Below are 24,593 nucleotides of genomic sequence, written 5' to 3'. Positions count from 1 at the left end.
TCTGACAATTATTTTTTGTCAGTTGCTGGCGCCAATTGCATGAACATTTGGCGTCCATCCATTTTAGCACGTTGTTCAATGATAGCAATATCTTGAGTTGCTTCAGCGAACTCGGCTAAAACTTTTGCACCAATCTCTTTATGGGTGATCATACGCCCCTTAAAGCGAATGGATACCTTCACTTTATTCCCTTTTTCAAGGAATTTGCGAGCATTGCGAAGTTTAGTTTCGAAGTCACCCTTGTCAATAACCGGGCTCAAACGAACTTCTTTCACGGTCACAACGCTTTGTTTTTTGCGTTGTTCTTTTTGTTTCTTCTGGTACTCAAATTTGAACTTGCCGTAGTCCATAATTTTTGCAACAGGAGGTTTAGCTTGAGGTTGAATGAGAACCAAGTCCACATTAGCTTCATCCGCAAGTGCTTGCGCTTCGCTTAGTGGTTTGATCCCCAATTGCTCACCTTCAAGACCGATTAAGCGAACTTCGCGTACACGAATTTCATCATTGATGAATAAGTCTTGCTTTGCTATGGTTTTCACCTCTTTTTTTAATTTAGAGAAAAACAAGAGCGGACTTGCTAACGCAAACCCGCACTACATGATTGTATTTCATTTCTGAAATTTGATCCGTAGGGGCCAGACAACGTTAGTCGCAAGGCGAGAAGTTCTCACTTCTGCTTTTCTCAACTTTTATATGATATCAAATTTTCCCCTACTTGTCAAGATTAAAACTATCTTTTTTTAATTTTTTCTAAATATTTGCCGACAATGACCTTACTGGTTACGAGAATAGTAAATCTCATGTGGCTTCAAACGAGTGTTGAGTAGATCTGATACAGTAACAAAACTATAACCTTGTCCCTGCAGATACTCAATTACCTTTGGTAATGAATTAACAGATGTTTGATGGATATCATGCATCAAAATGATAGATCCATTGCTTACCTGACGTTGAATTTCTGTTAGAATAGCAGCTTCATTTTTACTCTTCCAATCCAAACTATCCACATCCCACATAATAAAGCTTAAATCAAGGCTATTGCGAATATCATCTGAGATTGCACCGTATGGCGGACGCATCAATTTAGAACTTTTTCCAAGAACTTTTGTAATAGCGTCTTCGGTATCTGTGAGCTGTTTCTTAGCATCTTCCAATGACAGTTTTGTTAAAATTGGGTGATTCCAACTATGGTTTCCAACTTCATGACCTTCAGACTGCATACGTTTAAGAATCGACTCATTACCTGCAATATTCTTTCCTTGGACAAAGAAAGTTGCTTTAATCTTGTATTTAGCCAAGATATCCAATGCCTGTGGTGTTGTATTTCCGTCCGGTCCATCATCAAAGGTAAGAGCTACTACTTTTTTATTTTTCTCAGCCTGAGCCTTCTTATAAAGTTCTGCATCCTTTTCAGTTAGATAGGACGATTGGATAACATCAAAGAAGTCTGAAATAGGCAAAGCTATTTCTTCTACATTATTAGTTTCTTTGACTGGATATAACACCAATTGACTATCTTTGTAAGCGAACTTCCAAGATGATAAATCGGTAGCTGAAAAATCGGCTATTACTTGATCAACAAGAGTTTGTTCAAGCTTTTTATCTTGGAGCGTTGACTTGATATTCTCAAGAAATGTTTCTTTGGCTTTGCTAGCATCTGTAAAGAGCTGATCTAAAGTAAACAGGGTCCCATCTTCCTTAAGATAAAGCTGATCCAATGATGTATTTTCTAATTCTACAACAGTAGAATCACTCAAATCATAGACCTGTTTTTTCACAAGATGACTCTCCACACCCTTGATAGAAGAAGAATCTTTCTCAGAGTAGTAAAAGATCAAATCTTCCTTATCTTCTACCTTATCCGTGATATCTTTTACAATGATATCCTGAACAGGGGTAATGACCTTGTCCCCCGTCATAGGATAGTAGGTGATGATTTCTGCCTGCCCTTTACGAAAATGATCTTTCTGACTTCCTTGTGAATAGGAATCATCTTTTTCTTTTTTCAGTGCTTCAATTTTTTGCTCAAAAGCTTGCTTCGTCAAGACTTTATAAGCAATACCTGCTCCTAATGTTAAGATTGTGAAGAATAGAAGCCCCACAATAATCCACAAATTTCTTCTCTTTCTGTCGTTTACTTTACGGCTTGTTCTTTTTTTTGTCATAGTCTTATCATATCAAATCATGCCTATAATTTCAATGATAAATAGGAAAATGTCCATTTTTAGAAAAAGATCGGTAAAAGAAAGAGGTTGGGACAAAAGATCCCTACCTCACTTTTTATTAGCAATCAAACTTTGACGCAGTAGCTAATTGAACTTTTTGTTCGTCTTTCAGACTCAAAAACTCCTAATCATCTTCGCGGGGCTGGGACTACGAAATCGCGACTTTGTCTATCGATTTCTGTCCCACCGCCTTCACTTGATTAAAATCGAATGATTTCTCTTGTTTTTTCATATGAAGAAACAAAGCGATTTGTTACTCCTGGTTCAGCAACTTCCAAAGCTTGGGAAATCTTTTCAAAAGATGCTTGATAATCAAAGGCATTTTCAAAGATTTCTAAAGATTCATGGAAGGCTTGTTGAATCCCTTCATCAAATGATCTGTAGCGATTAGAATATTGAAGCAACTGTTCTGTCAAGGTAGCATATTGCACGATACTGTATGTTTCTGTTTCCAAAACTTCCATATCATGTGACGCGATTTCTAGGATACGATTGACAGACTCAATGTTGACTTGTGACTGTTCCAACTCTGCCATCAAATCCTCAGTACTATGGCTAGCAGCAAAGAACAACTTCAAGAAGTTCTGTGGAATTCCTGGAAGATTTCTCTTTTCCATGTAGCGCTTGATTGTGTGAAGTCGATTGACGTAAACATTTGCCTTTTGACGAGCATTAACATCATCTTTTTCAATCTGTACTAGACGTTCGCTCACTGAAACTTGATCATCTTCAATTTCTTTTAATGTAGCTTGAACATTTTCTAAACGTTCTTCCAATACAGAGTAAGCTTCTGAATATTCCTCTTGTTCTGAAGTCAAATCGCTAACTGTAAGTTCTAGGGAATCCAAATCCACTTGAAGACGACGAACATGATTTACATCACTCTCAGCCATCAAGTAGGACTTGCTCAAACGCTCGATATCTTTCACCAAGACTTGATTATTGTCTTTTAAGTGGTCAAGGTAGGTTGGAAGTGTTGACAACAAGTTTTCAACAACTTTTTGAGAAGCAATCTCTCGTGTGAAAATATTATAGAGAGCATTGATTTCTTCTTGAATCTGAGTATTTTCATATTCAGCATTATCCAATTCCAATTTTTTAATATTTTCTTGGTTATTTTTCAAAGCTTCATACAACAACTGTAAACGTGATTCAATGTCAGTCTCTACAAAGTGATAGTTAGCATCAAGTAACTTACGATAGCCAGCCTCTAGATCTTCAAGTTGATCAGGGAGTTCAGTCGTTAGTTTAGTAACAATTGCTGGAATTTTCTCTACGATATGTGTCAAAGCGAGAATATGATTTTCAGCATTATCCAAAATCCCTGCTGCTTCAACTGGATCTCCTGAAGAGTTTAGCGTCACAAATTGAGAAAATTCAGATTGGATGTTCTCCAATTGTTTTTCAATTTCAGGAAGTGCTTGACCATATTTCTCAGAATCTCCTGCGACTGTTTTCTGCAGGCTTTCAAATAAATCTAAAGCATGCAAGACACGACCACTATTTTTGGATTCTTGTTTTTCTAGATCTGCCAAAGCATTTCGAATGGAAGCAATATCTTCTTCGATAAGGGTAATCTGGCTTTCAATTTGATCAATTTTGTGTTGAGCTTTCAAGAAGCGAAATGAATTATTGTACCCTTCTGCTTCAAACAGATTATTCTCAATATCCGCAAATGAGTTGAGTGATAGGTCTACCCATTTTTGGTTCCACTCTCTAAATGCAATCTGACTTTGACCAATCAGATGCATATTCTTAACAGCTTCTACTTCATCGTTAACTGGAAGGTTATACAACTCTTCCTTTCTTTCTTCTAATACTGCCAGCCTCTTTTCATTGCGTTTGCGTAACAAAACTGCCACAACATATGCAATAATCAGAAGAGCCGCGATTGCAATCATAGTAATAATCAACAGATTATCAGACATATCAAACTCCTTTTTATACTTGAAACAATGTAATGATTATATCATATTTTTCAAACCATGGGAACTATTTCCCAATTTTTTTAAACGTCAAGCGTACTGTAGACAGCATTTTCTTCGATAAATTCTCGACGTGGTTCTACGCGGTCACCCATGAGCATATCAAAGATTTTATCTGCTTCTGCAGCATCATCAACTGATACACGCGCCATGAGACGATGTTCTGGGTTCATGGTTGTTTCCCAAAGTTGATGATCATCCATTTCTCCAAGACCTTTATAACGCTGAATAGTTGGTTTTGAACGTCCTTCACTATAGCGAGCTAAGGCTTCCTGTAGACGGGTTTCTTGATCTGCTCCAGGTTGGATGTATTCTTTAATTTCACTGCCGACCTTAACACCGTAAATTGGTGGTTGAGCTATATAAACATAACCTGCTTCTAAAACGGGTTTCATATAACGATAAATCAACGTTAACAAGAGGGTACGGATGTGGGCTCCATCAACATCGGCATCCGTCATGATAACGAGTTTTTGGTAACGGGCCTTGCTGACATCAAATTCGGCACCAAAGCCTGTTCCCATAGCTGTGAAAAGGCTACGGATTTCTTCATTGGCAAGGATTTTATCCATGCTGGCCTTTTCAACGTTGAGGATTTTACCGCGAATTGGTAAAATCGCTTGGAATTCACGGTCACGACCAGACTTTGCAGAACCTCCTGCTGAATCTCCTTCGACGATGAAAAGTTCAGTTTCAGCTGAATTGTTTGAGGAACAATCTGCTAATTTCCCTGGAAGGTTTGAAATCTCTAAACCAGATTTCTTACGAGTAACCTCACGCGCACGCTTGGCTGCGACACGCGCCTTAGCTGCCAGAATCCCTTTTTCAACGATACGCTTAGCAATCTGAGGATTTTCCATTAGGAAGTCTGAAAATGCTTCACTAAATAGTCGGTTGGTAATCTTGACAACTTCACTATTTCCAAGTTTAGTTTTCGTTTGTCCTTCAAACTGAGGATTTGGATGCTTCACAGAGATAACAGCAGTCAATCCTTCACGGACATCCTCACCTGTTAGATTATCTTCATTGTCTTTGAGGAGTTTGTTTTTACGAGCGTAGTCGTTAATGACACGGGTTAAGGCTGTACGGAACCCTTGTTCATGGGTTCCACCTTCATGTGTATGAATGTTATTGGCGAAACTCATGACATTTTCATGGTAACCAGTTGTGTACTGCATAGCTACTTCGACTGTGATATCATCCATTTCTCCATCAGTGTAGATTGGTTTTTCAAAAATGACATCCTTGTTTTCATTGATATACTCAACATAACTCGCAATCCCACCTTCGTAGTGGTAGTGTTTTGTTTGTTCAAGTCCCTCACGCTTGTCAGTGATGGAGATTTGAAGGCCACGATTCAGAAAGGCGAGTTCTTGGATACGTTTGTTTAATTTATCGAAATCAAAGGTTGTTGTTTCTGTAAAAATCTCTGGGTCTGGAGTAAAGTGAACGGTTGTTCCAGTACGATCCGTATCTCCAATCACCTCAAGGTCAGCGACAACATGACCACGACGGTATTCTTGGTAATGGATTTTTCCATTTTTGTGAACACGAACATCCAACTGAGTAGAAAGAGCATTTACAACGGATGAACCTACACCGTGGAGTCCACCTGAAACCTTGTATCCGCCACCGCCAAATTTACCTCCAGCGTGAAGAACGGTAAAGACAGTTTCAACGGCAGGACGGCCTGTCTTTTCTTGAATATCAACAGGGATACCACGTCCATCATCAACAACCGTGATAGAGTCATCTGGCTCAATAAAGACCTGAATATGACTAGCAAATCCCGCCAAGGCCTCATCGATAGAGTTATCAACGATTTCCCAGACTAGGTGGTGAAGACCTTCTTTTGAAGTCGACCCGATATACATTCCAGGACGCATACGAACGGCTTCCAGACCTTCCAAAACTTGAATCTGACTGGCATCATAATCCTGTGCCTGTTGGTTTTTGATTTCTTCTGTCATTTTTTCCCTTTTTCTTATTTTCCTTTTTTACATGTCTAATACTTGTCTCAATGTCACGATATTTTCAAATAGATGCGTCGCTAAACCAGCTGCTTGTCCAGCTTCAATGTCTATAGTTCGATCACCAATAACGATTCCAGAGCTTATCTTGTACTTATCTCGCAAATAGATCATAGACTCTGGATTTGGTTTTCTCTTAAAGCCAGAGCTAGCTGTTACTACTTCTGTAAAATAGTCAGCAATTCCAGTCTTTTCAAGGATTTCCAAAACTTGGTCATTGCGATGCGAAACTAAAAAGTTCCGTCCTCCCTGGTCTGAGATTTCCTCCAATAAAGCAGGTACTCCCTCAAACAAGGCAGGATGTTCAAGCTCTCGCGCTTCATTTTCCTTATATTTTTCTAAAAAATGCTCTATTGTTGGGGCAAATTGGTCAATCGCAAAAGCAGTTGACACTTTCAAGGCATTGTAAACTTTATCATGTTCTTCTTCGATTCCAAATTGAGCTAATGTTTCCACAAAAGCAGCGGTCGAAGTCTCATAATTATCAAGTAAAGTTCCACCTAAATCCCAGATGTAATCGTGATATTTCATACCCTTCATTATAGCATTTTTTTATCAAAAAAGCGACGATTTCCTTCTATTTTAACAGTAAAAAACGAGAAGAATCCCCTAATTGATAGATTCCTCTCGTTTTAGTTAATCTAATCCAAACACATCACGATAGAGCATGGCTTCTCTTAAAGCATCTGCATCTCCACCAAGTTGTTCTACTAGGTTATAAGCAAATGCAAGGGCAGTTGCTGGCCCGCGACTAGTAGTCAGTTGACCATCAACAACTACTGTTTCCTTGCGATAGTGGCCATCAGCAATTTGCTCTTGGACACCATCATAGCAGGTGAACACTTTATCCTTGAGGAGACCAGCTCGATTCAGTACAATTGGTGCTGCACAAATGGCTGCTACTTTTTTACCAACTTGCTCAAATTTTTGAAGTTCAGCAATCAATTGCTCATTATCACGCAAGTGAGCTGAACCTGGCATACCACCTGGTAAGACAATCATGTCGTACTCAGATAAATCACCATCAAACACACGATCTGCTTGTACTTGGATGGCATGTGATCCCGTCACTCGGGCTTCAAAACCAACCATATGACAAGTAATATTGGCACGACGTAATACGTCCACAACTGTTAGGGCTTCGATTTCTTCAAAGCCTTCTGCTAAGATAACTGCTACTTTAGCCATGATTTACTCCTTATTTAACTTTTTTCAAAACAACTTTCTTCCGTTTAAATCTTGTCTTACCGCTCTTTTCTTCGGCTAAATGCGTTTGATAACTCATCGATAGAAGCAAACCAACACCAATCAGATTACTGATAATGGCTGATCCCCCTTGGGAAATGAACGGCAGAGGAATCCCTGTCAGAGGAAGGAGGCCTGTCACCGCACCGATATTTTCAAAAATATGGAACAAGAGCATCATAATGAAGCCAGTTGAAATGTAGGTATAAAATTGATTATTGGACTTCAGAGTGATTTTTAACATTCGATAGATAAGTAGGAGATAAAGTGTAATTACAAGGACAGAACCAATAAAACCAAAATCTTCTGCAATGACGGTAAAAATCATATCACTCTCTCGAACGGGAATTAAGAGATTGGATACATTAAATCCTTGACCAAACAGACCTCCACTACCGATGGCGATTTGCCCTTGCGCCTGTTGATAGGTAGTCGTTTGAGCATAATCGAAGGGATTGAGCCAGGCAAGGATACGGTTAATCTGATAGGTTGGCATCCCGATTTGATGTATGAAAGCACGCCCATCTTTTGTGATGAAAATTGCCAAAAATCCTGCAATTCCTGATACAACTGTCGCAAAAATTGGAATGATAATTTTCCAAGAAACGCCAGAGAGCAAGACTAGTCCAGCAAAGATGGCGACAAAAACCAAGGCCGTTCCTAAGTCACTCTGCAAGGCCAGTAAACCTAAGACTGGTAGCGTGAAGATAATCATCCACAGTATCAAGAGGAAGTCTAAAGGAATCGTTCGTTCACTTTCCTTGTGTTTCTGTGTGAATTGAACAATGACCCGAGCCAAGATCAAAATATAGGAAATTTTCATGAATTCGGAAGGTTGGAAAAGTGTCACTCCTCCAATTGACACCCAGTTTTTTGCCCCTGTTGCTGCCACTAAATTGGGATTGTAAAAAACCAAGGGTAAAACCATGAGGACTAGACCTAGGGCGTAGAGATAGGGAGTCGCCTGCCATAAAAATTTTGTATTAAAAAACATGACTACAAAGCTGATGATAATTCCCAAGACGATCCATGCTAGTTGCTGACCTAGAATAGGCCAAATATTTTGAGGATAGTCATGGCTGACAGCTATGTAAATAGCCACCACTCCAATCACCAGCAAACAGAATACTGGCAATATCAAACTATAATCGACTCGAGAGTCGAGAGAACGTTTCATAAAGGTCTCCTTCATTCTTTCAGATGTTTATTTTATTTTTTGTGTAAAAATTCTTGAACTTTTGAGAATACTTGCTCTTTGCCAACTTCTCTCACTCGACTAGTCTGTGACAAGGCCTTGCCAATCTGCTTTCCATATCGCTTGCTTGTCATTCGACTATCCAATATAAGGACAGAGGAGCGTTGTCCAAGACGACGCATGGTTCTACCTATCGCTTGTTTGAGGCGAATAATAGCCATTGGCAGTTGATAGTCGTAGAAAGGATTTTTCCCTTCAAGACGCAGTTCCTGATTCATTTTTTTCGTAAAAGGATCTTCTGGATTTTGGAAGGGCAGGCGTGTCACCACTTCAATCACTCGAGGGTGAGTTGCAAAATCAACTCCCTCCCAAAAACTTCCTGTCCCTAGTAAGAGTTGAGAGTCTCCTCTTTCAAATCGTTTCTTGAGTTGAGCCGGATCTCCGTTTTTATATTGGGCTAAATGAGAAAGAGATAAAGAATCTGATACCTGCAACAAAAGGTCTTTTGAAGTGAATAAAACAAGCATGGGCTCTTCAAGATAAGACAAATCTTCCAGCACTTCTACAAGAGCATGAGCATAGTCTTCTTGAGAGGTTTCAGTCACCAATGGAAAATCCTTAACAACCAAAATTTCTTGATTTTCTTGAAAATTCTCATCCAGTCTTTCAAAGGCTGCATGCGGGAATCCCATTAGTTCTGGTAAAGATACTCTGCTACTAATTTCCAAGGTTGCAGAGACAGCTAAGAGTTGACAACTCTCTGGAAAGATTTCCGAAAAGAGCAGACGTTGATTGCGACTGGAAGAAATGACAACCTTCTTGCTAGACAAGTCTGAGGCTGATAGCCAAAATTCTCCATCAGTGCAGAAAAATCGCTGACAGTCCTTGAAACCTTGAACTTCTAACTCTGAGAAATCCTGTTGGAGTTGTGCCATTGTTGTCGCAGAGCACATTCTTCGTTTGCCAGATAGGAACTGGTCCATCAAATGACAAAGCTCAAAGCGAATACTCTCCATCAAGCGTCTCTGAAGCGTCCCTTCTTCTCGAACTAGAGCTTGATCTAGCTGGTCTACTATGTCATTTAAAACGAAACTCTTTTGTAAAAGACTTTCCAAAGTTAGTAAGATCTTCTGGGCCTCATCCAAAATCAAGAGACGGCCCTCTAGTAGACTGGGATCATCCTCAAGTCGGGTAACTAGATAAGCATGATTGGTCACAAGTAGCTGGCAAGAGCGAGCTTTTTTCTGCCCCCGTCTCCAAAAATCCTCTAACCAAAAGAGAGAAGCTTTGGGAAGATTCCCATCATGTACCAAGTTTGGTAAAAACTGCTGGTAGCGATAAAGTTGTCCAATCTCATCCAAATCTCCAGTTTCTGTTTCGGTCAACCAAACTAGGAGTTGCATCTTAAAACGTGTGTACAAGCGATTGGACTCTTCTTCCTCTAGTGCATGATGAAAGGCATCTAGTTTTAGATAATTCTGTGGTCCTTTAAGATTATGAATCGAAAGGTGAAAGACCTCTTCCAATCTACGAGCCTCTTCTTGCATCACTTGATTTTGTAGAACTTTAGTAGGAACACTGAGAAGGATTCCTTTTTCGTTTTCTAGTGATAAAGCGGGTAACAAATAGCCGTAGGTTTTCCCAATTCCAGTCTGAGCTTGCACAAAAGCAATTTTCTCATTCTGTAGAAAATCTTGAACCTTTTGAGAAAAACTAGCTTGTGGGGTTCTATCTTCCAAATCCAACAAGGCAATATTGGTTTGGAAATCTTTAGATAGTTTACGTGGAGAAAGGGCTGGTTTTTCCTTTTTCAAAAACAGACCCTGCACCTCAACTAAATCATGTTCAACTAGGATTGACTGCTTCTGATAAACTTCCTCGATGACCAGATAAGACTCATATAATAGACCATCTGACAAACTTAACAAGCGCTCCAATAAGCCTTTTGGCAGTCCAAACATTTTTTGTCGCATACAAAGAAAGAGCTCTGCTGTTGCTTGGGCATCTGATAAGGCAGTATGGGCTTTTTCTAGTGAAATTCCCAACTCTTGACAGAGAATCCCCAGATTATACTTTTCAAGCTGAGGATAAAATACCTGAGCCAACTCCACTGTATCGATACGAGGCGTGCGCAATTCATAACCCTCGAAAAAGAGGAATTCTGCCAACAAATTGGCATCGAACTGGACATTGTGCGCAACAAAAACACCGTCCTTGACCAAGTCAAAAATTTTTCCAGCCACCTGAGAAAATTCCGGTGCCTCTGCTAGTCGCTGATCGGTCAAGCCCGTTAATTCTTTGATATGAGAATCCAAGGGTTCGTGGGGATTAACATCCGTTGCAAATTGGTCAACAATCTCGCCATTTTCAATGACCACGATTCCCACTTGGATAATTTTTGCCTTGCTTCCGGTACTGGTCGCCTCTAAATCCACGACCACGTAACGATCATTTCTAAAATTCATCATTAAAAATTATATCAAAATTTACACAATTTGACATCCATGAACTTTATTGGAAGGGTCAAGTTTCTTGCAAGTTTTTCTAAAAAATGATTGAATAGAAGTTTAGAAAAGGAGGGGCATCATGAACCCATTAGATTTGTTTAATCAAGTAAAAGAGCTAATCGAGAAAAAAGATTTGGTTGCCGCAAAAACCTTTGTCGAAGAAAATAAGGATCAACTCGGTGAGTATCTTAACCAAGCACACGTTTTAGTTTCAGGCTCAGAAGGAATCGGTAATCTTGTTGATAAGGTCAAAGGACTCTTCTAATCCTTAAAAGGCACCTGAAAACCTCAGGTGTCTTTTTGTATTTTTTTCATGAAGCCTGGGATATGTTGACTAATCGTAGTTGGCATGATGACATAATTGTCCTCAGCTAGTTCTTGAGCAATTGCTGAATGTAAATAGGTCGCTACTGTCACTCTTTCATAGAGACTAACTTGTGGAAATTGGCCTGCAAAGCCAGCGATCATCCCAGCCAGAGTATCCCCCATGCCGCCAGTCGCCTGATAGGGACCGCCAACACCCAGCTGATAAAAATCAGCATGTCCGGCTTGCCAGATTCGAGTAGCTGGACCTTTTTGAACCAAAATCGTTCCTGAAGGAAAACTCATCAAAGCCTCTCCTGTTTCCTTGCTTCCTTGGGAATCCAAATCTAAGCCTGACAAGACTTGCCATTCCCTCTGGTGAGGAGTTAAAACAAGCTGAGCTTTAGGAAATTTCATTCCCGTCTTAGCAAAAATGGATAAGGCGCCACCATCCAGTATGAGGGTCTGGTCTTGATTTGAATGATGAAAGACTGTTTGGAGAAGCTTTTCTCCACGCTTATCATCCACTAGTCCAGGTCCGACCAAGACAACACTTGCTTTCTGCAACTGTTGCTCCAGCAATTGCTTATCGTCAAGAGCAAAAGCCATAGCCTCCGGCAGATGACTATGCAGAGCTGGAATATTCTCCTTATCCGTTGCTACTGTCACCAATCCTGCGCCACTTTTAACAGCCCCTAAGGCAGCCATAATAATCGCTCCCCCATAGGGATAAGTCCCTCCAATCAAGAGAAGACGCCCATAGTCTCCCTTATGACTAGAACGAGAACGCTCGATGATAACTTTTTTCAGTAGAGCTTGATCAATCTCTTTCATACACTACTCCTTCAACTTAACCTTACTATGTAACACTTGATTAACCTTAGTATTCCAATCCTGTAACCCTTCTCCCTCATAGTCTAGGTAAATCACTCTATCTTGTAATTGACTAGAAATCAAATCTTCAAAACAAGCCTTATCTTTTGACGGGATGACACACAAATGAAGAAAGGTATCCAAATCTAACCTATCTCTTACCTTCGCAACATGATAGCCATCAAAGATATAACCTGGCGCTTGAATTAATTCTTCATACAGAAAATGAAAACTAACGCCAGGAATGAACTTTTCTTGCATTCCTCCTCAGACGGTGCCCGTCCTAACAAACGCTCCATAGCGAGTCGGTAACCCGAAGTCGTATTAGACCATCCGAACATGATATAGTCAAAATAGTCTGCTGGATCAGAAGCTGCATTACGACTATCTGTAACTAGTTCAGCCCCACTTTTACCAAATACTTTTACCGCCGACATGAGTTTTCCAGTCTGAAAAATAGCCTGAGCCACTTCAACTGTACAAATATGACTACAATAATTTGAAGTAACCAACTTCCTCTGAATATCATAGGTAGAAGCTACAAGGCGATGACTTGGTCTTTAGGGAGGAAAAAAGCTATGCTCTTGCAAGTAATCATGAATTTGTATATTTAATTCAAGATCCTCACATTCCATAATGGTCTGATGACGATGGTCCTGTTCATAAGCAATAAACTTTGCTAGCTTCTCCAATTCCCATTCTTGAATCTGTGGATAGTTTTCAAGAGCAAATTGATAGATTCCATCCCACTGGAGACTATAATCTGCATTACAAACTTTTACAATCATGGTCCTTCTCTTCAAACTCTCTTACTTCAATTATACACCTCACTACCCAATTAATAAAGGAGAAGACTATGCTATCTTCTCCTTTATTTATAATGATTAGTTTTTTAGAGCTGGGAGTTATCAGTCCTTATTTTTCTTTACGTTTAACTGTTAGTAGAGCTACTGATAAAACAAGACTGAGACTTGCTAGGAAGGCAGCTGTATCAGATTGATTTTCACCTGTTTCAGGAAGTCTTGCTGAATCTACTTTCTCTGAAGCATTTTCAAGAATCTCTCCATTAACCGCTGGCCCATGAGCTTGTTCTACCGGTTCTTGGTTTTGTTCTTTATAGACAATCGCATAAAGTCCTAGATCTTTGGTTGTAAATTCAAGCATATCACCTACTAGCGTCACCTTTTGAACCTGCAATCCTTGATCTAAGCTCATGTGATAAACCTCTTGAACCTGACCCTTAACTGGTAATCTCACTAGGACAGCACCTTTGAGTTCAACTTCTTGGTTGTCCTTATCTAGTAATTTCACCTGATACGCATCATAGTGTTTACCAGCTAATTCTTGGCGTAGTACCTTTTGAACTTGAAGCTTGAGGTCTTTAGATAACTCTTTAGTTATCCCTGCTACCAGAACTCCAGTTTCCTTATCAGTCAAGATTCGGATCTCTTCAGCTGGTTTAACAAGACTTGGTGCTGGCTTGTTCCCCACTGTAGCTACTGTTCCTGTGTATTCTGGTAATTCATTCTTAGCGGCTTCTACCGCATTGACGCCACCTGTGTATTCTGGGACTTCGTTCTTAACTGCCTCTACTGCATTGACACCACCTGCAAATTCTGGGACTTCTACCACTGGAGCTGGTTCGTCGCCTACTGTGCCGATTACATCTGTGTATTCTGGCAACTCATGCTTAGCTGCTTCTACTGCATTAACACCGCCCTCAAATTCTGGCACTTCTACCACTGGAGCTGGTTCGTCGCCTACTGTGCCGACTACATCTGTGTATTCTGGCAACTCATTCTTAGCAGCCTCTACTGCATTGACACCGCCCTCAAATTCTGGAACTTCTACGACTGGAGCTGGATCGTCACCTTTGCTAGTAGTAATGACTGGTTTAACCTTAACTTCAACAATTCGATCTTGCGCCTCAGTCGTATCTGTATGAACAGTTGTACGGTTAGATCCTAGAACCTCAACATAATCAACTCTTTCACCCTTCTTACCTTCTGAGATTACACGACGTTCATCTTGAGCTAAATCATTGTTTTCACGAATAATTTCCTTAAATGGAATTTCGGTCTTGACAACTTCTAGACTTGGTCGTTCGAGAACAGGACTTTGGTCGCCTTCTTCAGGAACTATACGGTGACTAGCCTTGAAGTGAATACGATATTCCTTGACAAGACTACCATCCTTAGCAAGAAGACGGACAAGAGTAGGAAGGTTATCCTGACTAGACTCAACAACCGTTGTCACACCGTGACCACTTGCTTGAGCAGTCACCTGTGGTTTAGTGCCATTTAAGTTCACTGTATAATCTGAAACCTCAGGATCAAAGTTTTCTAATGCTTTTCCAGCAACCGAAATGGATACTGAAGGAGTTTCCTCATCTCTTGCTTTAGCAGGAGAGTAAGCACTAAACTCGACCATTGCTAGACCATTAGTTGTCGATTTACGAGTCATGCGTGCTCGAATGGCTGATGTCTCAATTGGATCAAAGGTAAATTCGATTGGCTTACCAGCCACGATTTCTCCAGATGCCTTATAAGGAATTTCTTGCCAGTTTTCTGCCTTGTTAAATGGATGATCCGCATTTTCTTCATAACGAGAAATGGTGCTTGGTTCTGTATAGGCAGGACCAACATATCTTTCCAGTACCATTTTTGCTGGTGCGTCTGTTCCACTGTCTTTAAAGAATTGAATGGCTACTTTTCCAACAGATTGAGGTGTAATCTGACCATTCTTCTTAAAGAGAATTCCCACAGATGTTTCTTGGTCTTTCGGAGTACGAGACCAGTTAGTCCAACGTCCATCTTCGTTAAAGTGCCCATCGTTGATATAGAAAATCTTATCCCGAGAAGCTGCTTGTGTGTCATTTGTAGTAGACGCAAAGGCTTTAGAATCAGTCTCATTATTATTTGCATTTTCTGAAATGACTTGATTACCTTTTGTAACAACTGTTACTTGCATCTTGGTTGTTAAGTCTGTTCCTAGAACATGACCAAGGACTTCAAAACTACCTTCTTGAGCAGTCGCATGTTCTGGCACTGCATCCCATTGGACAGAAAGGTTAGCCTTAACCCAGCCAGTCTGTGATGGATAGTAGACTGTTACCTCTGCAGGCAATTGAAGTTGATCACCAACATTCAAGGTCTGAGCACTATTTTCCGTAGCTACTGGTTGTGTTGTTTCTTTTTCATCATCACGGAAGATGCGATATTCTTTCAAGATGGTTCCATCCTCAGCTTTCAAGATAAGGCGTGTCGCACCTTTTTCACTTGTTGCAGGAACAACCGTTACCAAACCGTTGTTGCTGGCTGTGGCAGTGATTTCCTTGCTTGCTTGAGGAATATAATAATCTGTCTTAGATGGATTGAAATGTTCGAGCTTCTTACCATCTACTTGGATAGAAATTTCTGAGCTGGTAGCACTTGGAACCTTACTTCCTAAGATAGTGATTTCTGTTAAACCAACACCAGCCTTTCCATCTGCCTTCTTCATACGCATACGAACAGCATAAGTTTCAACCTTATCAAATGTAAAGTGGTTAGTTTGGCTTGCGGATAATTGTCCTGGAGCTTTGAGATGTTCAACTTCTTTCCAGTTGGCAGCATTGTTAAATGGATGCTTGGTATCTCCTTGAGCATGATTGACATCGTTTGGAAGATCTGGAACTTCTTGACCAACATAATATTCGATGACATATTCTTTTGGAAGTCCGATTGCACCATCTGTATAGAAATCAACGGAAAGATTATCGACAAAGCGTTTAGTCAAATCTCCTGAATTACCAAACAAGATAGACGCCCAATCATTATCTGTACCTGTTTGCCATGTAGTCCATCGATTCTTAACATCTGTATTGGCTCTTGAAACTGTCAAGTCGTTCAAAGTATTAGCCGAATCATCACCACCCGTATTGGATACAATAGCAGCTGGCAATTGAGAACCAGTCCACTGTTTAGAGATATTGTTTCCAGCAACAACTTGACTAGAAACACGGACATGGGCCTTGGTAGTCAAATGGCTACCAACCAATTGACCCTTGATTTCATAGATACCTTCAGTCTGACTAAAGTTCTCAGGAACCTTGTCCCAAAGGACATCTTTATAGACAGTTGTTCCATTAGAATGGTAGGCACGTACGTTAGCTGGCAATTGAACAGTTTCACCCTTAGGAAGAGTGAGGCTGATTTCTTCAGCAACCTGCAAACCTTCAACAGTTACATTGGCAAGAGCTTCAATATCTGTTCCTTCTACATGACCTTTAAGGGTAAAGCTATGATAGTAACCAAGTTCTTTGGCATCTACCTTGTCCCAAGTTACAGCTGCCTTACGAGGCAAGCCCTTATCAAATTCTGCTCCGATTTGATCAGGCAAATTCGGTTGCTGATTGATGTCTGTAGAGATTGAAACAGGATGAAGCTTAACAATTTTCTTGGCTACTGTATTTTCTTTTATCACAAGTTCAGTTGCTACAGACTGAGTCTTATCAGTTTGATTGTCAATACGAGGAGTGAGGGTTACACTACCTTTCTTGTAAAGAAGCAAGTTCTGACCATTCACCTCAAGATGAGCACCATCAGCTGACTTAACTTCCAAATGGATATCTGACGCTGAAAATTCAGTTTGTGTACCATCTTCGTAGTGCCCAATGACATGATAAGGGAGAACTTGGTCTTCTGTTGCAGTCTCTTTTCCTTCAACGCTTACTTCCAAGCGTGTCAAGGCAGGCGCTTCTTTTACAAACTGAATCAAATAAGTTTGAACTAAATCGCCCTTCTGGTCACTCAAAAATACAGAAGCCTGATAATCATTAGCTAATGAAGCTTGTTGAACAGTTACTTGGTAGCCAGTAGTTTGTGCTCCAACACTTGGGATTTTAGCAGTATAAGGAAGGGATACTCGGTAGTAGGTCTTTCCAGGCTCAAAGTTTTCAAGAGACTTGTCACCAACCGTGAGACCTGTAACAGTACTTTCTGTTTCCTTATCACTCGCGATAAAGGTTGCCGTAACCTCGTAGTCATTGCCTTCCAATTTACCAGTTGCTTCAGTACGTCCACCTTCTTTTTTCAAGGCATCAGGATTTTTCAAGGTCCAAGAAACGACATCCGCATCAACCAAGTTACCATCTGATAAAACAGCCGTAACAGTCTTGTCCAAATTTTCAACAGCTGTACCAACTGGGACAGTTGCTACTTTTGGCAACCACTTATCAAGCGCAACTACCTTGACAAGGGCTTCAGCCTTGGCTTCGAGTCCTTCTACACTACCAAGGACTTTTTTCTCACCAGCACTTGAAAGGAGATCTTCTGGGATGTCCCAAGTCACAGCTTTTTCTTCTACACTACCATCGCTATAAATAGCTGTCACAGTCTCTGGCAATTTAGGATTTTCGCTGACATCAGTTCTTGCCTTCACAGGGGCAAAAGCGACAAAATGGCGATTTTCTTTTTTGCCTAAAACAGTTGTAACCGTCGCCTTGTCAGAAGCCAATCCTGCAGAATCCGCATATAGAGTAAATTTACCTTCTTTTTCAGTAGATTTTACAATGACAACACCTTTACCATTGAAGGCTTTTCTTTGCCATGTACCATCTTTCTGAGCTTTATAACGTTCACGGCTAGCTTGTTCTCCATTGTCCACACCGACAATTTGTCCTTGCCCATGAAGATTGAAATGAACAAGATTGTTAGCTGTTGGAACAACATTGCCATCTTCATCAACGATTTCATAATGGATATAAGACAAATCTTTTCCGTCTGCAGTGATGACATGTTCTTCCTTGGTGAGTCGAACTCTAGCTGGCTCCCCTGCTGTTGTCACACTATCACGCGCAATCTCTTTGCCATTTTCATCACGAGCAATAGCAGTTAAGGTACCTGGTTTATAGTCCACCAACCACTCAAGATACAATTCACTTGGTTTAGCTCCCTCGTGATAAGGGCGCCCATCTTCAGTTGTTTTCTTAACAAATTCTTTCTTACCAAGGGACTCGTTATTCAAGAACAATTCTACGCTAGCGGCATTTGAGAAGGTCCGAACTGGAACCTTACCATTGACCAGCATATTACGTTCCCTGAGCGTTTCTTCAGTCCAATTCCAGTGAGGCATGATACGAACAGTTGGTTTTTCTTTGGCACTATACCATTCACTACGATAGAGATAGAAATCATTCTTAGGCAAGCCTGCCGTATCAATGATACCAAAATAAGAGCTTTTTACTGGTGTATTATCTTGGTTATGCCATGGTGTAGGTTCACCGATATAGTCAAAACCAGTCCAGATAAACTGACCTGCATAGCCAGCACGATCACGGTCAAAAGTCCAAGATTCAGTAGCTGTTCTACCCCAGGCTACACGGTCATTACCATAGTCTGATTGTTCATAGTGACGATTTGGGCGATTGTCGTGCCAGAGTAAATGAGCAGGATCAAAATAAGAATCTCGAGTTCGAGTCGCTGAAGAGGTTTCAGAACCATAAATCAACCAATCTGGATGTTCCTTACGAACCGCATCATAATTCCGTTCCCCATAGTTCATACCAACAGCATCCATGATTGCTGCTAATTCTAAGAACAAGCCGCTTGATCTACGACTAAATTTATTTTCCCCCATGGTCACATAGCGTTCTGTATCAATTGCTTTGATGATCGCTTTCAAACGCTTGGCTGTTTCCAGTGAACGCTCGCCACCATCTGCTTCATCAACTTCATTACCGAGTGACCACATAACGATAGATGGATTATTTTTATCACGTTCGACCATGGTTCTGAGGTCAAAATCAGACCACTTCTCACCCTTCTTGGCTTCTGGGTGAGTTGCATCTTGGTCAAAGAAACGTCCATAGTCATACGTTTTCTTGCCACGATACCAAGTATCAAAGGCTTCTTCTTGCACCAAAAGTCCTAGATTTGCTGCAGCATCGAGCAACTGCGGACTTGCTGGGTTATGGGTTGTACGGATAGAGTTAACTCCCATATCCTTCAGGAGTTTTAATTTACGATAGGTTGCCTTATAGTTTTCTTCTGCTCCCAAGGCTCCGTTGTCATGGTGGATACTAACTCCATGGAATTTCATTCTCTCGCCATTAAGAGAGAAGCCTTCCTTGGCTGTCCAGTTGAAATAACGATAACCAAAAGTATCTTCTGTCACATCAACTAGCTGCCCGTCATTATAAACCTTGGTTTTTAGAACATAGAGTTGAGGATGGTAGCTTTTTGTTGTCCAGAGAGTTGGTTTATTAACCAAAATCGTTTGCTTAAAGTCTGCTGTCTCATTTCCTGCTAGACTCTTAGTTACAGAACGAACCAAATCTGAAACAGCCTTACCTTCTTTGGTAAAAATCTGTTGCTCCACAAATACCTTGGCTAAAGTCTTGGCAGTGTTTTTAATCTTGCTTTGGATTTGTGTTTCAACATTGCCATCTTTTTGTTCAGCCAATTTTGGAGTTGTAATATGATTTCCATTTTCAGCTACCTGCACCTTGTCGCGATAGCTCAGAGTTACATCGCGATAGATACCACTTCCTGAGTACCAACGACTACTTGGTTGCTTATTGGTAACTTGGACAGCAATGGTATTTTCACTACCATCTTTATTTAAAAATTCAGTAATATCGTATGAAAAATGATTATAACCACTTGGATAATGACCTACAAATTTACCATTGACATAGACCTTAGAGTCCATGTAGACACCATCAAAGTTGATCCGAACATCCTTGTCCTTGGCAGCTTCGTCAACCGTGAAGGTCTTACGATACCAGGCAATACCCCCGTTTAATTGACCACCTTCATTTCGGGCAGGAGACTTGTGGTCAAAATCAAAATAGATACTCCAGTCATGAGGAAGGTTCAACTTAGACCAATCATGAACATCTACATCTTTCTTAGAAAAATCACCTTGAGAATTTAATTTAAAATACCAGTCTTTGTTGAAATTTTGTTTTCTCTCTTCAAGGAGCTGATTTTCTTTTTCCTTCTCTTTTGTAGCTTGAGGTGATTCACTTGAAGAAGCTTTTTCTTCCTTGCTTTTATCATCCGTTACAGGTTTATTTTGATTAGGTGTATCAGTATGTTCTTCTCGAACTGCTGGCTTTTCAGAACTTCCTTCTGAAATTGTAGACTCTTTCCCCTCTACTTCAGCAGCAGGTTTTTCAGTTTTTTCAACTTTGTCTTCTTTAGGGCTGACTACTTCCGCTTCCTTTTCTTCCTTAGGACTTGTTGCCTCAGTCACCTTTTCTTCAGTTATTGGTTTTGCAGATTCAACAGTATCATTTTCTTTTTCAGTAGCGGAATCTTGTGAGCCATTTTGCTCAGCTTTTGCAATTGCTGCAGCAACCTCATCTGGAAGCTTATCTAAAGGTTGAACTTGATGAATCGTTTCCTCACTGGGACTTGCTGTTTCGGTTTCAGCTGCTTGAGCCACCTGAAGACCAAATATACTAGCTCCAATCATAACTGAAACCGCACCAATGGCAAATTTACGAATACTATAATGACACCGTTTTTCAAAAAATCTCTTATCCATTATTGTTCCTTTCCAATGTTCTAGTAAGCGATTACATTTTACTCCAAAAAATAAACCTCCCTCTAGACGCTTACTTATTTTATCCATATAAATATTGATGTTTTTAATATATCAAAATAGTAGAGTTTTTTCAATAATTTGTAGAAGTTTTACTGTAATTTTATTAAAATAAGTGCAAGAAAAAACAAGTTCATTTTTTAGAACTTGTTTCTTCACTATCTAGAATAAATGATTGTATTATCTATCCAAGCTACGCAATGCAGCCTGATAGGTCTGCTCCATCAGCATGGTAATGGTCATAGGCCCAACTCCACCAGGTACAGGTGTGATATGGCTAGCGATTGGCGCAACAGCATCATAGTCAACATCGCCACAGAGCTTGCCATTTTCATCTCGGTTCATCCCCACATCAATGACAACAACCCCAGGTTTGACAAAATCAGCAGTCACAAACTTAGCACGACCGATTGCTACGACAAGAATATCGGCCTTAGAAGCTACCTTGGCAAGATTGTGTGTTCGTGAGTGGGTTAAGGTTACAGTTGCATTCTTAGCTAATAACAACTGGGCCATTGGTTTACCGACGATATTAGAACGACCAATGACAACTGCATTCTTACCTTCTAGTTCAATCCCATACTCGTGAAACATTTCCATGATGCCAGCTGGAGTTGAAGGGATCATAACTGGATGACCAGACCAAAGGCGCCCCATGTTGAGCGGATGAAAACCATCCACGTCCTTTTCTGGATCAATGGCTAGTAGAACAGCCTCTTCATCGATGTGTTTTGGTAAAGGCAATTGAACCAAAATCCCATGCCAAGCTGGATCTTGATTGTATTTGGCAATCAAATCCAATAATTCCTCTTGGGTAATGGTCTCAGGAACTCGCACGACTTCACTTTGGAAACCTGCAGCTATCGCTGAACGTTCCTTGTTACGAACGTAAACCTGACTGGCTGGATTATCCCCAACCAAAATAACCACCAAACCAGGAACCAAACCTGTCTCTTCTTTCAATTTTGCAGTCTTTTCAGCCAATTGTCCTTGGAGCTTGGCTGCTAAAGCCTTGCCATCAATAATCTGTGTCATGTGTTTTCTCTTTTCTAACAAATATCTTCTATTATATCAAAAAAACACTTGTCCCTCTAACACTTCTTACCTAAGAGACCTTATAGTCTGAAACTATAAGAAAAAGCCCACTTGGAGCTTTTCATGATATTCTTACAAAACCTTACTCAAGAAATCCTTGGTTCTTTGTTCTTGGGTTTGTTCAAAGACTTGCTCTGGAGTTCCATCTTCGACAACAACACCGTCAGCCATAAAGATGACACGGTCTGCCACTTCACGCGCAAAGCCCATCTCATGCGTCACGATGACCATAGTCATTCCTGACTTAGCAAGTTCTTGCATAACCGCTAGTACTTCACCTACCATTTCTGGGTCTAGGGCAGAAGTCGGTTCATCAAAAAGTAGGACATCTGGTTCCATGGCAAGACCACGAGCAATAGCGATACGTTGTTGCTGCCCACCAGACAAACTTTGTGGATAAGCATCTGCCTTATCTGGTAAACCAACCTTTTCCAAGAGCTCATGCGCTCTCTTCTCAGCAATTTCCTTACTTTCCCCTTTGGTCTTGATAGGAGAAAGCGTGATGTTATCCTTCACTGTCATATTGGGGAAGAGATTGAACTGTTGGAAAACCATTCCCATCTTTTCACGCATGGCAAAGAGGTCGTTTTTCTTATCTGTAATGTCTACTCCTTCAAAGATAACCTTTCCTTTTGTCGCTTCTTCAAGGAGATTCATAGAGCGAAGGAGGGTTGACTTACCGCTACCAGATGGTCCGATAATCACCACAACTTCCCCTTTTTTGATTTCAAGATTAATCCCTTTTAAAACTTCATTCTTCCCGAAGTTTTTATGAAGGTTTTCAATTTTTATAAGCGTTTCAGTCATTATTTTTTCTCTCCTTGTCCCATACGATTTTCAAAAGCTTTCAAGGCTAGTGTCAAGATAGAGGTCATAATCAAGTAGTAAAAGGCTGCAAATAAGAGTGGAGTTAAAGGCAAGTAGGTGGTTGTTGACACCGTAGTAGCTCCATTCCACAATTCCATAACACCGATTGCTGACAAGAGTGAACTATCCTTGATAATGGTAATAAACTCATTCCCCAAGGCTGGCAAGATATTCTTGATAGCCTGTGGCAAGATGACATAGCGCATGGCATTTTTAGGACGAATCCCTAGAGAGTAAGCCGCCTCTAATTGACCTTTAGGTACTGCATTGATACCAGCACGAACTGTTTCTGATACATAGGCACCACTATTCATAGAGATAATGATAATACCTGGAATCAAACGTGAAAAATCAACTCCCAAAACTCCAATTTGAATAGTCGGGGCATTGATATGCATAAGAGCAAAAGCAATCATGATCTGTACCATCATAGGTGTTCCACGGAAAATCCAAATATAAACATTGGCAAGCCAAGTTATGGGCTTCATTTTAGAACGTTGAGCAAAAGCCAAGACTACCCCTAAAATTGTCCCCAAAAAGACAACCAAAACAGAGATCAAGACTGTTACAAGAGCACCATAGTTAAAATATGGCAGATATTTAGGTAAAAAAGAAAAATTCATAAATCCACTACTTTCTAATTTCTAACTTAAAACTTGTATGAGTATAACATGTTTTGAATAAAAATGCAATCTTTTTCCTTTTATTTTCAATAAAATTTCAAAGAAAACAGAAATAGCGAGAAATCTTAGTTTTTTCTAGTCAAGTGGATACTCTTTATGGTAAAATAGTAACGATAAGAAATGGAGGAGAATCAAAATGGAATCACATTTGGTTAGAATCATCAACCGCCTAGAAGCAATGACAAAAGATGGTGGTAACTTAAAACGTAACTTTGAGCGCGAGGGAGTTGTTGTAGCTGAAGTTGCTTTTAACCATGATGAAGAAAATGGCCCAATCTTTACACTTCGTGATGTTGAAGCTCGTGAAACATATACTTTTGACAGCATCGACTTGATTGCGATGGAAATTTACGAACTTCTATACTAATAATAGATATACAGAGGTTGGGACAAAAGATCCCGACCTCACTTTTTATTAGCAATCAAACTTTGACGCGGTAGCTGATTGGACTTTTCGTTCGTCTTTTAGACTCCCAAAACTCCTAATCATCTTCGCGGGGCTGGGACTACGAAATCGAGACTTTGTCTATCGATTTCTGTCCCACCGCCTTTCACTAACGAGAATCCTTTTTGTATGACAAATAGGATTTTTTTCTTGCTATCAAAATCTTCTCCAGATTAGCGCTCTACTATTTATAGTGCTAGTATTCAATCTTTTTACTTGAATTGCCCAATAATCATGATATAATTAAATTATATACTTGTTTGACTATTTTTGACCTTTTAGATTTAGTCAAGACTAAGAAAGAAATGAGGTGGCGGTATGCTCTGTCAAAACTGTAAAATCAATGACTCAACGATTCATCTTTATACCAATCTCAATGGACAACAAAAGCAAATCGATCTTTGCCAAAATTGCTACAAAATTATCAAAACAGATCCTAACAATAGCTTATTTAAAGGAATTACAGATTTAAACAACCGTGATTTTGATCCCTTTGGAGACTTCTTTAACGATCTCAACAACTTTAGACCTTCTTCTAATAACAACAATAT

15 protein-coding genes, 2 pseudogenes and 1 other annotated feature are annotated in these 24,593 nt (G+C 40.1%); of the genes and pseudogenes, 3 read left to right on the top strand and 14 right to left on the bottom strand.

From position 1 onward, the window contains the following. Window positions 1-8: 8 nt before the first annotated feature. From infC to O3633_RS07805, 8 genes are all read right to left on the bottom strand, one after another. Complete coding sequence (infC, locus tag O3633_RS07840) at window positions 9-539, bottom strand: translation initiation factor IF-3 (protein WP_000848177.1); 531 nt, start codon at window positions 537-539, stop codon at window positions 9-11. A gap of 15 nt (window positions 540-554) precedes the next feature. Further along, window positions 555-685, bottom strand: a sequence feature (ribosomal protein L20 leader region). An 88-nt stretch (window positions 686-773) separates the two neighbouring features. Continuing rightward, window positions 774-2,165, bottom strand: coding sequence for a peptidoglycan-N-acetylglucosamine deacetylase PgdA (gene pgdA / locus O3633_RS07835; RefSeq protein WP_371620918.1), 1,392 nt, complete (start codon window positions 2,163-2,165; stop codon window positions 774-776). Window positions 2,166-2,425: 260 nt separating this feature from the next. Beyond that, window positions 2,426-4,153 carry a septation ring formation regulator EzrA gene (gene ezrA / locus O3633_RS07830; RefSeq protein WP_371620917.1) on the bottom strand — a complete coding sequence of 576 codons (1,728 nt, stop codon included), beginning with the start codon at window positions 4,151-4,153 and terminating at the stop codon, window positions 2,426-2,428. Between the two features lie 80 nt (window positions 4,154-4,233). Then, complete coding sequence (gyrB, locus tag O3633_RS07825; protein WP_371620916.1) at window positions 4,234-6,180, bottom strand: DNA topoisomerase (ATP-hydrolyzing) subunit B; 1,947 nt, start codon at window positions 6,178-6,180, stop codon at window positions 4,234-4,236. A 27-nt stretch (window positions 6,181-6,207) separates the two neighbouring features. After that, on the bottom strand, window positions 6,208-6,771 hold the full coding sequence (locus O3633_RS07820; protein ID WP_371620915.1) for an HAD family hydrolase: 564 nt from the start codon (window positions 6,769-6,771) through the stop codon (window positions 6,208-6,210). Window positions 6,772-6,876: 105 nt separating this feature from the next. Then, window positions 6,877-7,428 (bottom strand): DJ-1 family glyoxalase III, encoded by a 552-nt coding sequence (locus O3633_RS07815; RefSeq protein WP_371620914.1) that lies wholly within the window; start codon window positions 7,426-7,428, stop codon window positions 6,877-6,879. A 10-nt stretch (window positions 7,429-7,438) separates the two neighbouring features. Then, window positions 7,439-8,662, bottom strand: a complete 1,224-nt coding sequence (locus O3633_RS07810) for an FtsW/RodA/SpoVE family cell cycle protein (RefSeq protein WP_371620913.1) — start codon at window positions 8,660-8,662, stop codon at window positions 7,439-7,441. 32 nt (window positions 8,663-8,694) lie between these two features. Then, a complete protein-coding gene (locus tag O3633_RS07805; RefSeq protein ID WP_371620912.1) occupies window positions 8,695-11,148 on the bottom strand; it encodes a bifunctional DnaQ family exonuclease/ATP-dependent helicase in 2,454 nt (817 codons plus the stop codon). Between the two features lie 118 nt (window positions 11,149-11,266). Here O3633_RS07805 and O3633_RS07800 point away from each other — a divergent pair, with 118 nt between their 5' ends. Continuing rightward, window positions 11,267-11,452, top strand: a complete 186-nt coding sequence (locus O3633_RS07800; protein WP_371620911.1) for a hypothetical protein — start codon at window positions 11,267-11,269, stop codon at window positions 11,450-11,452. 23 nt (window positions 11,453-11,475) lie between these two features. Here the strand turns inward: O3633_RS07800 and O3633_RS07795 are convergent, their stop codons facing one another. From O3633_RS07795 to O3633_RS07770, 6 genes and pseudogenes are all read right to left on the bottom strand, one after another. Further along, window positions 11,476-12,324 carry an NAD(P)H-hydrate dehydratase gene (locus O3633_RS07795; RefSeq protein ID WP_371620910.1) on the bottom strand — a complete coding sequence of 283 codons (849 nt, stop codon included), beginning with the start codon at window positions 12,322-12,324 and terminating at the stop codon, window positions 11,476-11,478. Window positions 12,325-12,327: 3 nt separating this feature from the next. Further along, window positions 12,328-13,151, bottom strand: a pseudogene (locus tag O3633_RS07790) (phosphate ABC transporter ATPase). 127 nt (window positions 13,152-13,278) lie between these two features. Next, entirely contained in the window at window positions 13,279-20,895 is a 7,617-nt protein-coding gene (locus O3633_RS07785) for an SIALI-17 repeat-containing surface protein (RefSeq protein WP_371620909.1), read from the bottom strand. A gap of 237 nt (window positions 20,896-21,132) precedes the next feature. Then, window positions 21,133-21,987, bottom strand: coding sequence for a bifunctional methylenetetrahydrofolate dehydrogenase/methenyltetrahydrofolate cyclohydrolase (locus tag O3633_RS07780; protein ID WP_371620908.1), 855 nt, complete (start codon window positions 21,985-21,987; stop codon window positions 21,133-21,135). Window positions 21,988-22,119: 132 nt separating this feature from the next. Next, a complete protein-coding gene (locus O3633_RS07775) occupies window positions 22,120-22,854 on the bottom strand; it encodes an amino acid ABC transporter ATP-binding protein (RefSeq protein WP_371620907.1) in 735 nt (244 codons plus the stop codon). Then, the gene (locus tag O3633_RS07770; RefSeq protein ID WP_371620906.1) at window positions 22,854-23,537 is read right to left on the bottom strand and encodes an amino acid ABC transporter permease; all 684 of its coding nucleotides are present in this window, start codon (window positions 23,535-23,537) and stop codon (window positions 22,854-22,856) included. The genes O3633_RS07775 and O3633_RS07770 overlap by 1 nt, the downstream gene beginning before the upstream one ends. A 196-nt stretch (window positions 23,538-23,733) precedes the next feature. On the opposite strand from O3633_RS07770, the gene O3633_RS07765 reads away from it, so the two are divergent. Continuing rightward, window positions 23,734-23,964, top strand: coding sequence for a DUF1797 family protein (locus O3633_RS07765; protein WP_000443576.1), 231 nt, complete (start codon window positions 23,734-23,736; stop codon window positions 23,962-23,964). 396 nt (window positions 23,965-24,360) lie between these two features. Beyond that, window positions 24,361-24,593, top strand: a pseudogene (locus O3633_RS07760) (ATP-dependent Clp protease ATP-binding subunit); the annotation flags it as partial.

Source organism: Streptococcus sp. 27098_8_22 (genome assembly GCF_041432415.1).
Taxonomy (GTDB): domain Bacteria; phylum Bacillota; class Bacilli; order Lactobacillales; family Streptococcaceae; genus Streptococcus; species Streptococcus pseudopneumoniae_M.
Note: the sequence above shows the minus strand (reverse complement) of the source record. Positions and strands in the feature narration are given on the sequence as shown.

What these genes read in the sequence shown, in the direction of transcription:
- O3633_RS07765 (WP_000443576.1), top strand. Translation starts at nt 23,734, where the DNA reads ATGGAATCACATTTGGTTAGAATCATCAACCGCCTAGAAGCAATGACA.
- pgdA (WP_371620918.1), bottom strand. Translation starts at nt 2,165, where the DNA reads ATGACAAAAAAAAGAACAAGCCGTAAAGTAAACGACAGAAAGAGAAGA.
- O3633_RS07800 (WP_371620911.1), top strand. Translation starts at nt 11,267, where the DNA reads ATGAACCCATTAGATTTGTTTAATCAAGTAAAAGAGCTAATCGAGAAA.
- O3633_RS07805 (WP_371620912.1), bottom strand. Translation starts at nt 11,148, where the DNA reads ATGATGAATTTTAGAAATGATCGTTACGTGGTCGTGGATTTAGAGGCG.
- O3633_RS07820 (WP_371620915.1), bottom strand. Translation starts at nt 6,771, where the DNA reads ATGAAATATCACGATTACATCTGGGATTTAGGTGGAACTTTACTTGAT.
- O3633_RS07775 (WP_371620907.1), bottom strand. Translation starts at nt 22,854, where the DNA reads ATGACTGAAACGCTTATAAAAATTGAAAACCTTCATAAAAACTTCGGG.
- O3633_RS07770 (WP_371620906.1), bottom strand. Translation starts at nt 23,537, where the DNA reads ATGAATTTTTCTTTTTTACCTAAATATCTGCCATATTTTAACTATGGT.
- O3633_RS07780 (WP_371620908.1), bottom strand. Translation starts at nt 21,987, where the DNA reads ATGACACAGATTATTGATGGCAAGGCTTTAGCAGCCAAGCTCCAAGGA.
- ezrA (WP_371620917.1), bottom strand. Translation starts at nt 4,153, where the DNA reads ATGTCTGATAATCTGTTGATTATTACTATGATTGCAATCGCGGCTCTT.
- O3633_RS07785 (WP_371620909.1), bottom strand. Translation starts at nt 20,895, where the DNA reads ATGGATAAGAGATTTTTTGAAAAACGGTGTCATTATAGTATTCGTAAA.
- gyrB (WP_371620916.1), bottom strand. Translation starts at nt 6,180, where the DNA reads ATGACAGAAGAAATCAAAAACCAACAGGCACAGGATTATGATGCCAGT.
- O3633_RS07810 (WP_371620913.1), bottom strand. Translation starts at nt 8,662, where the DNA reads ATGAAACGTTCTCTCGACTCTCGAGTCGATTATAGTTTGATATTGCCA.
- O3633_RS07795 (WP_371620910.1), bottom strand. Translation starts at nt 12,324, where the DNA reads ATGAAAGAGATTGATCAAGCTCTACTGAAAAAAGTTATCATCGAGCGT.
- O3633_RS07815 (WP_371620914.1), bottom strand. Translation starts at nt 7,428, where the DNA reads ATGGCTAAAGTAGCAGTTATCTTAGCAGAAGGCTTTGAAGAAATCGAA.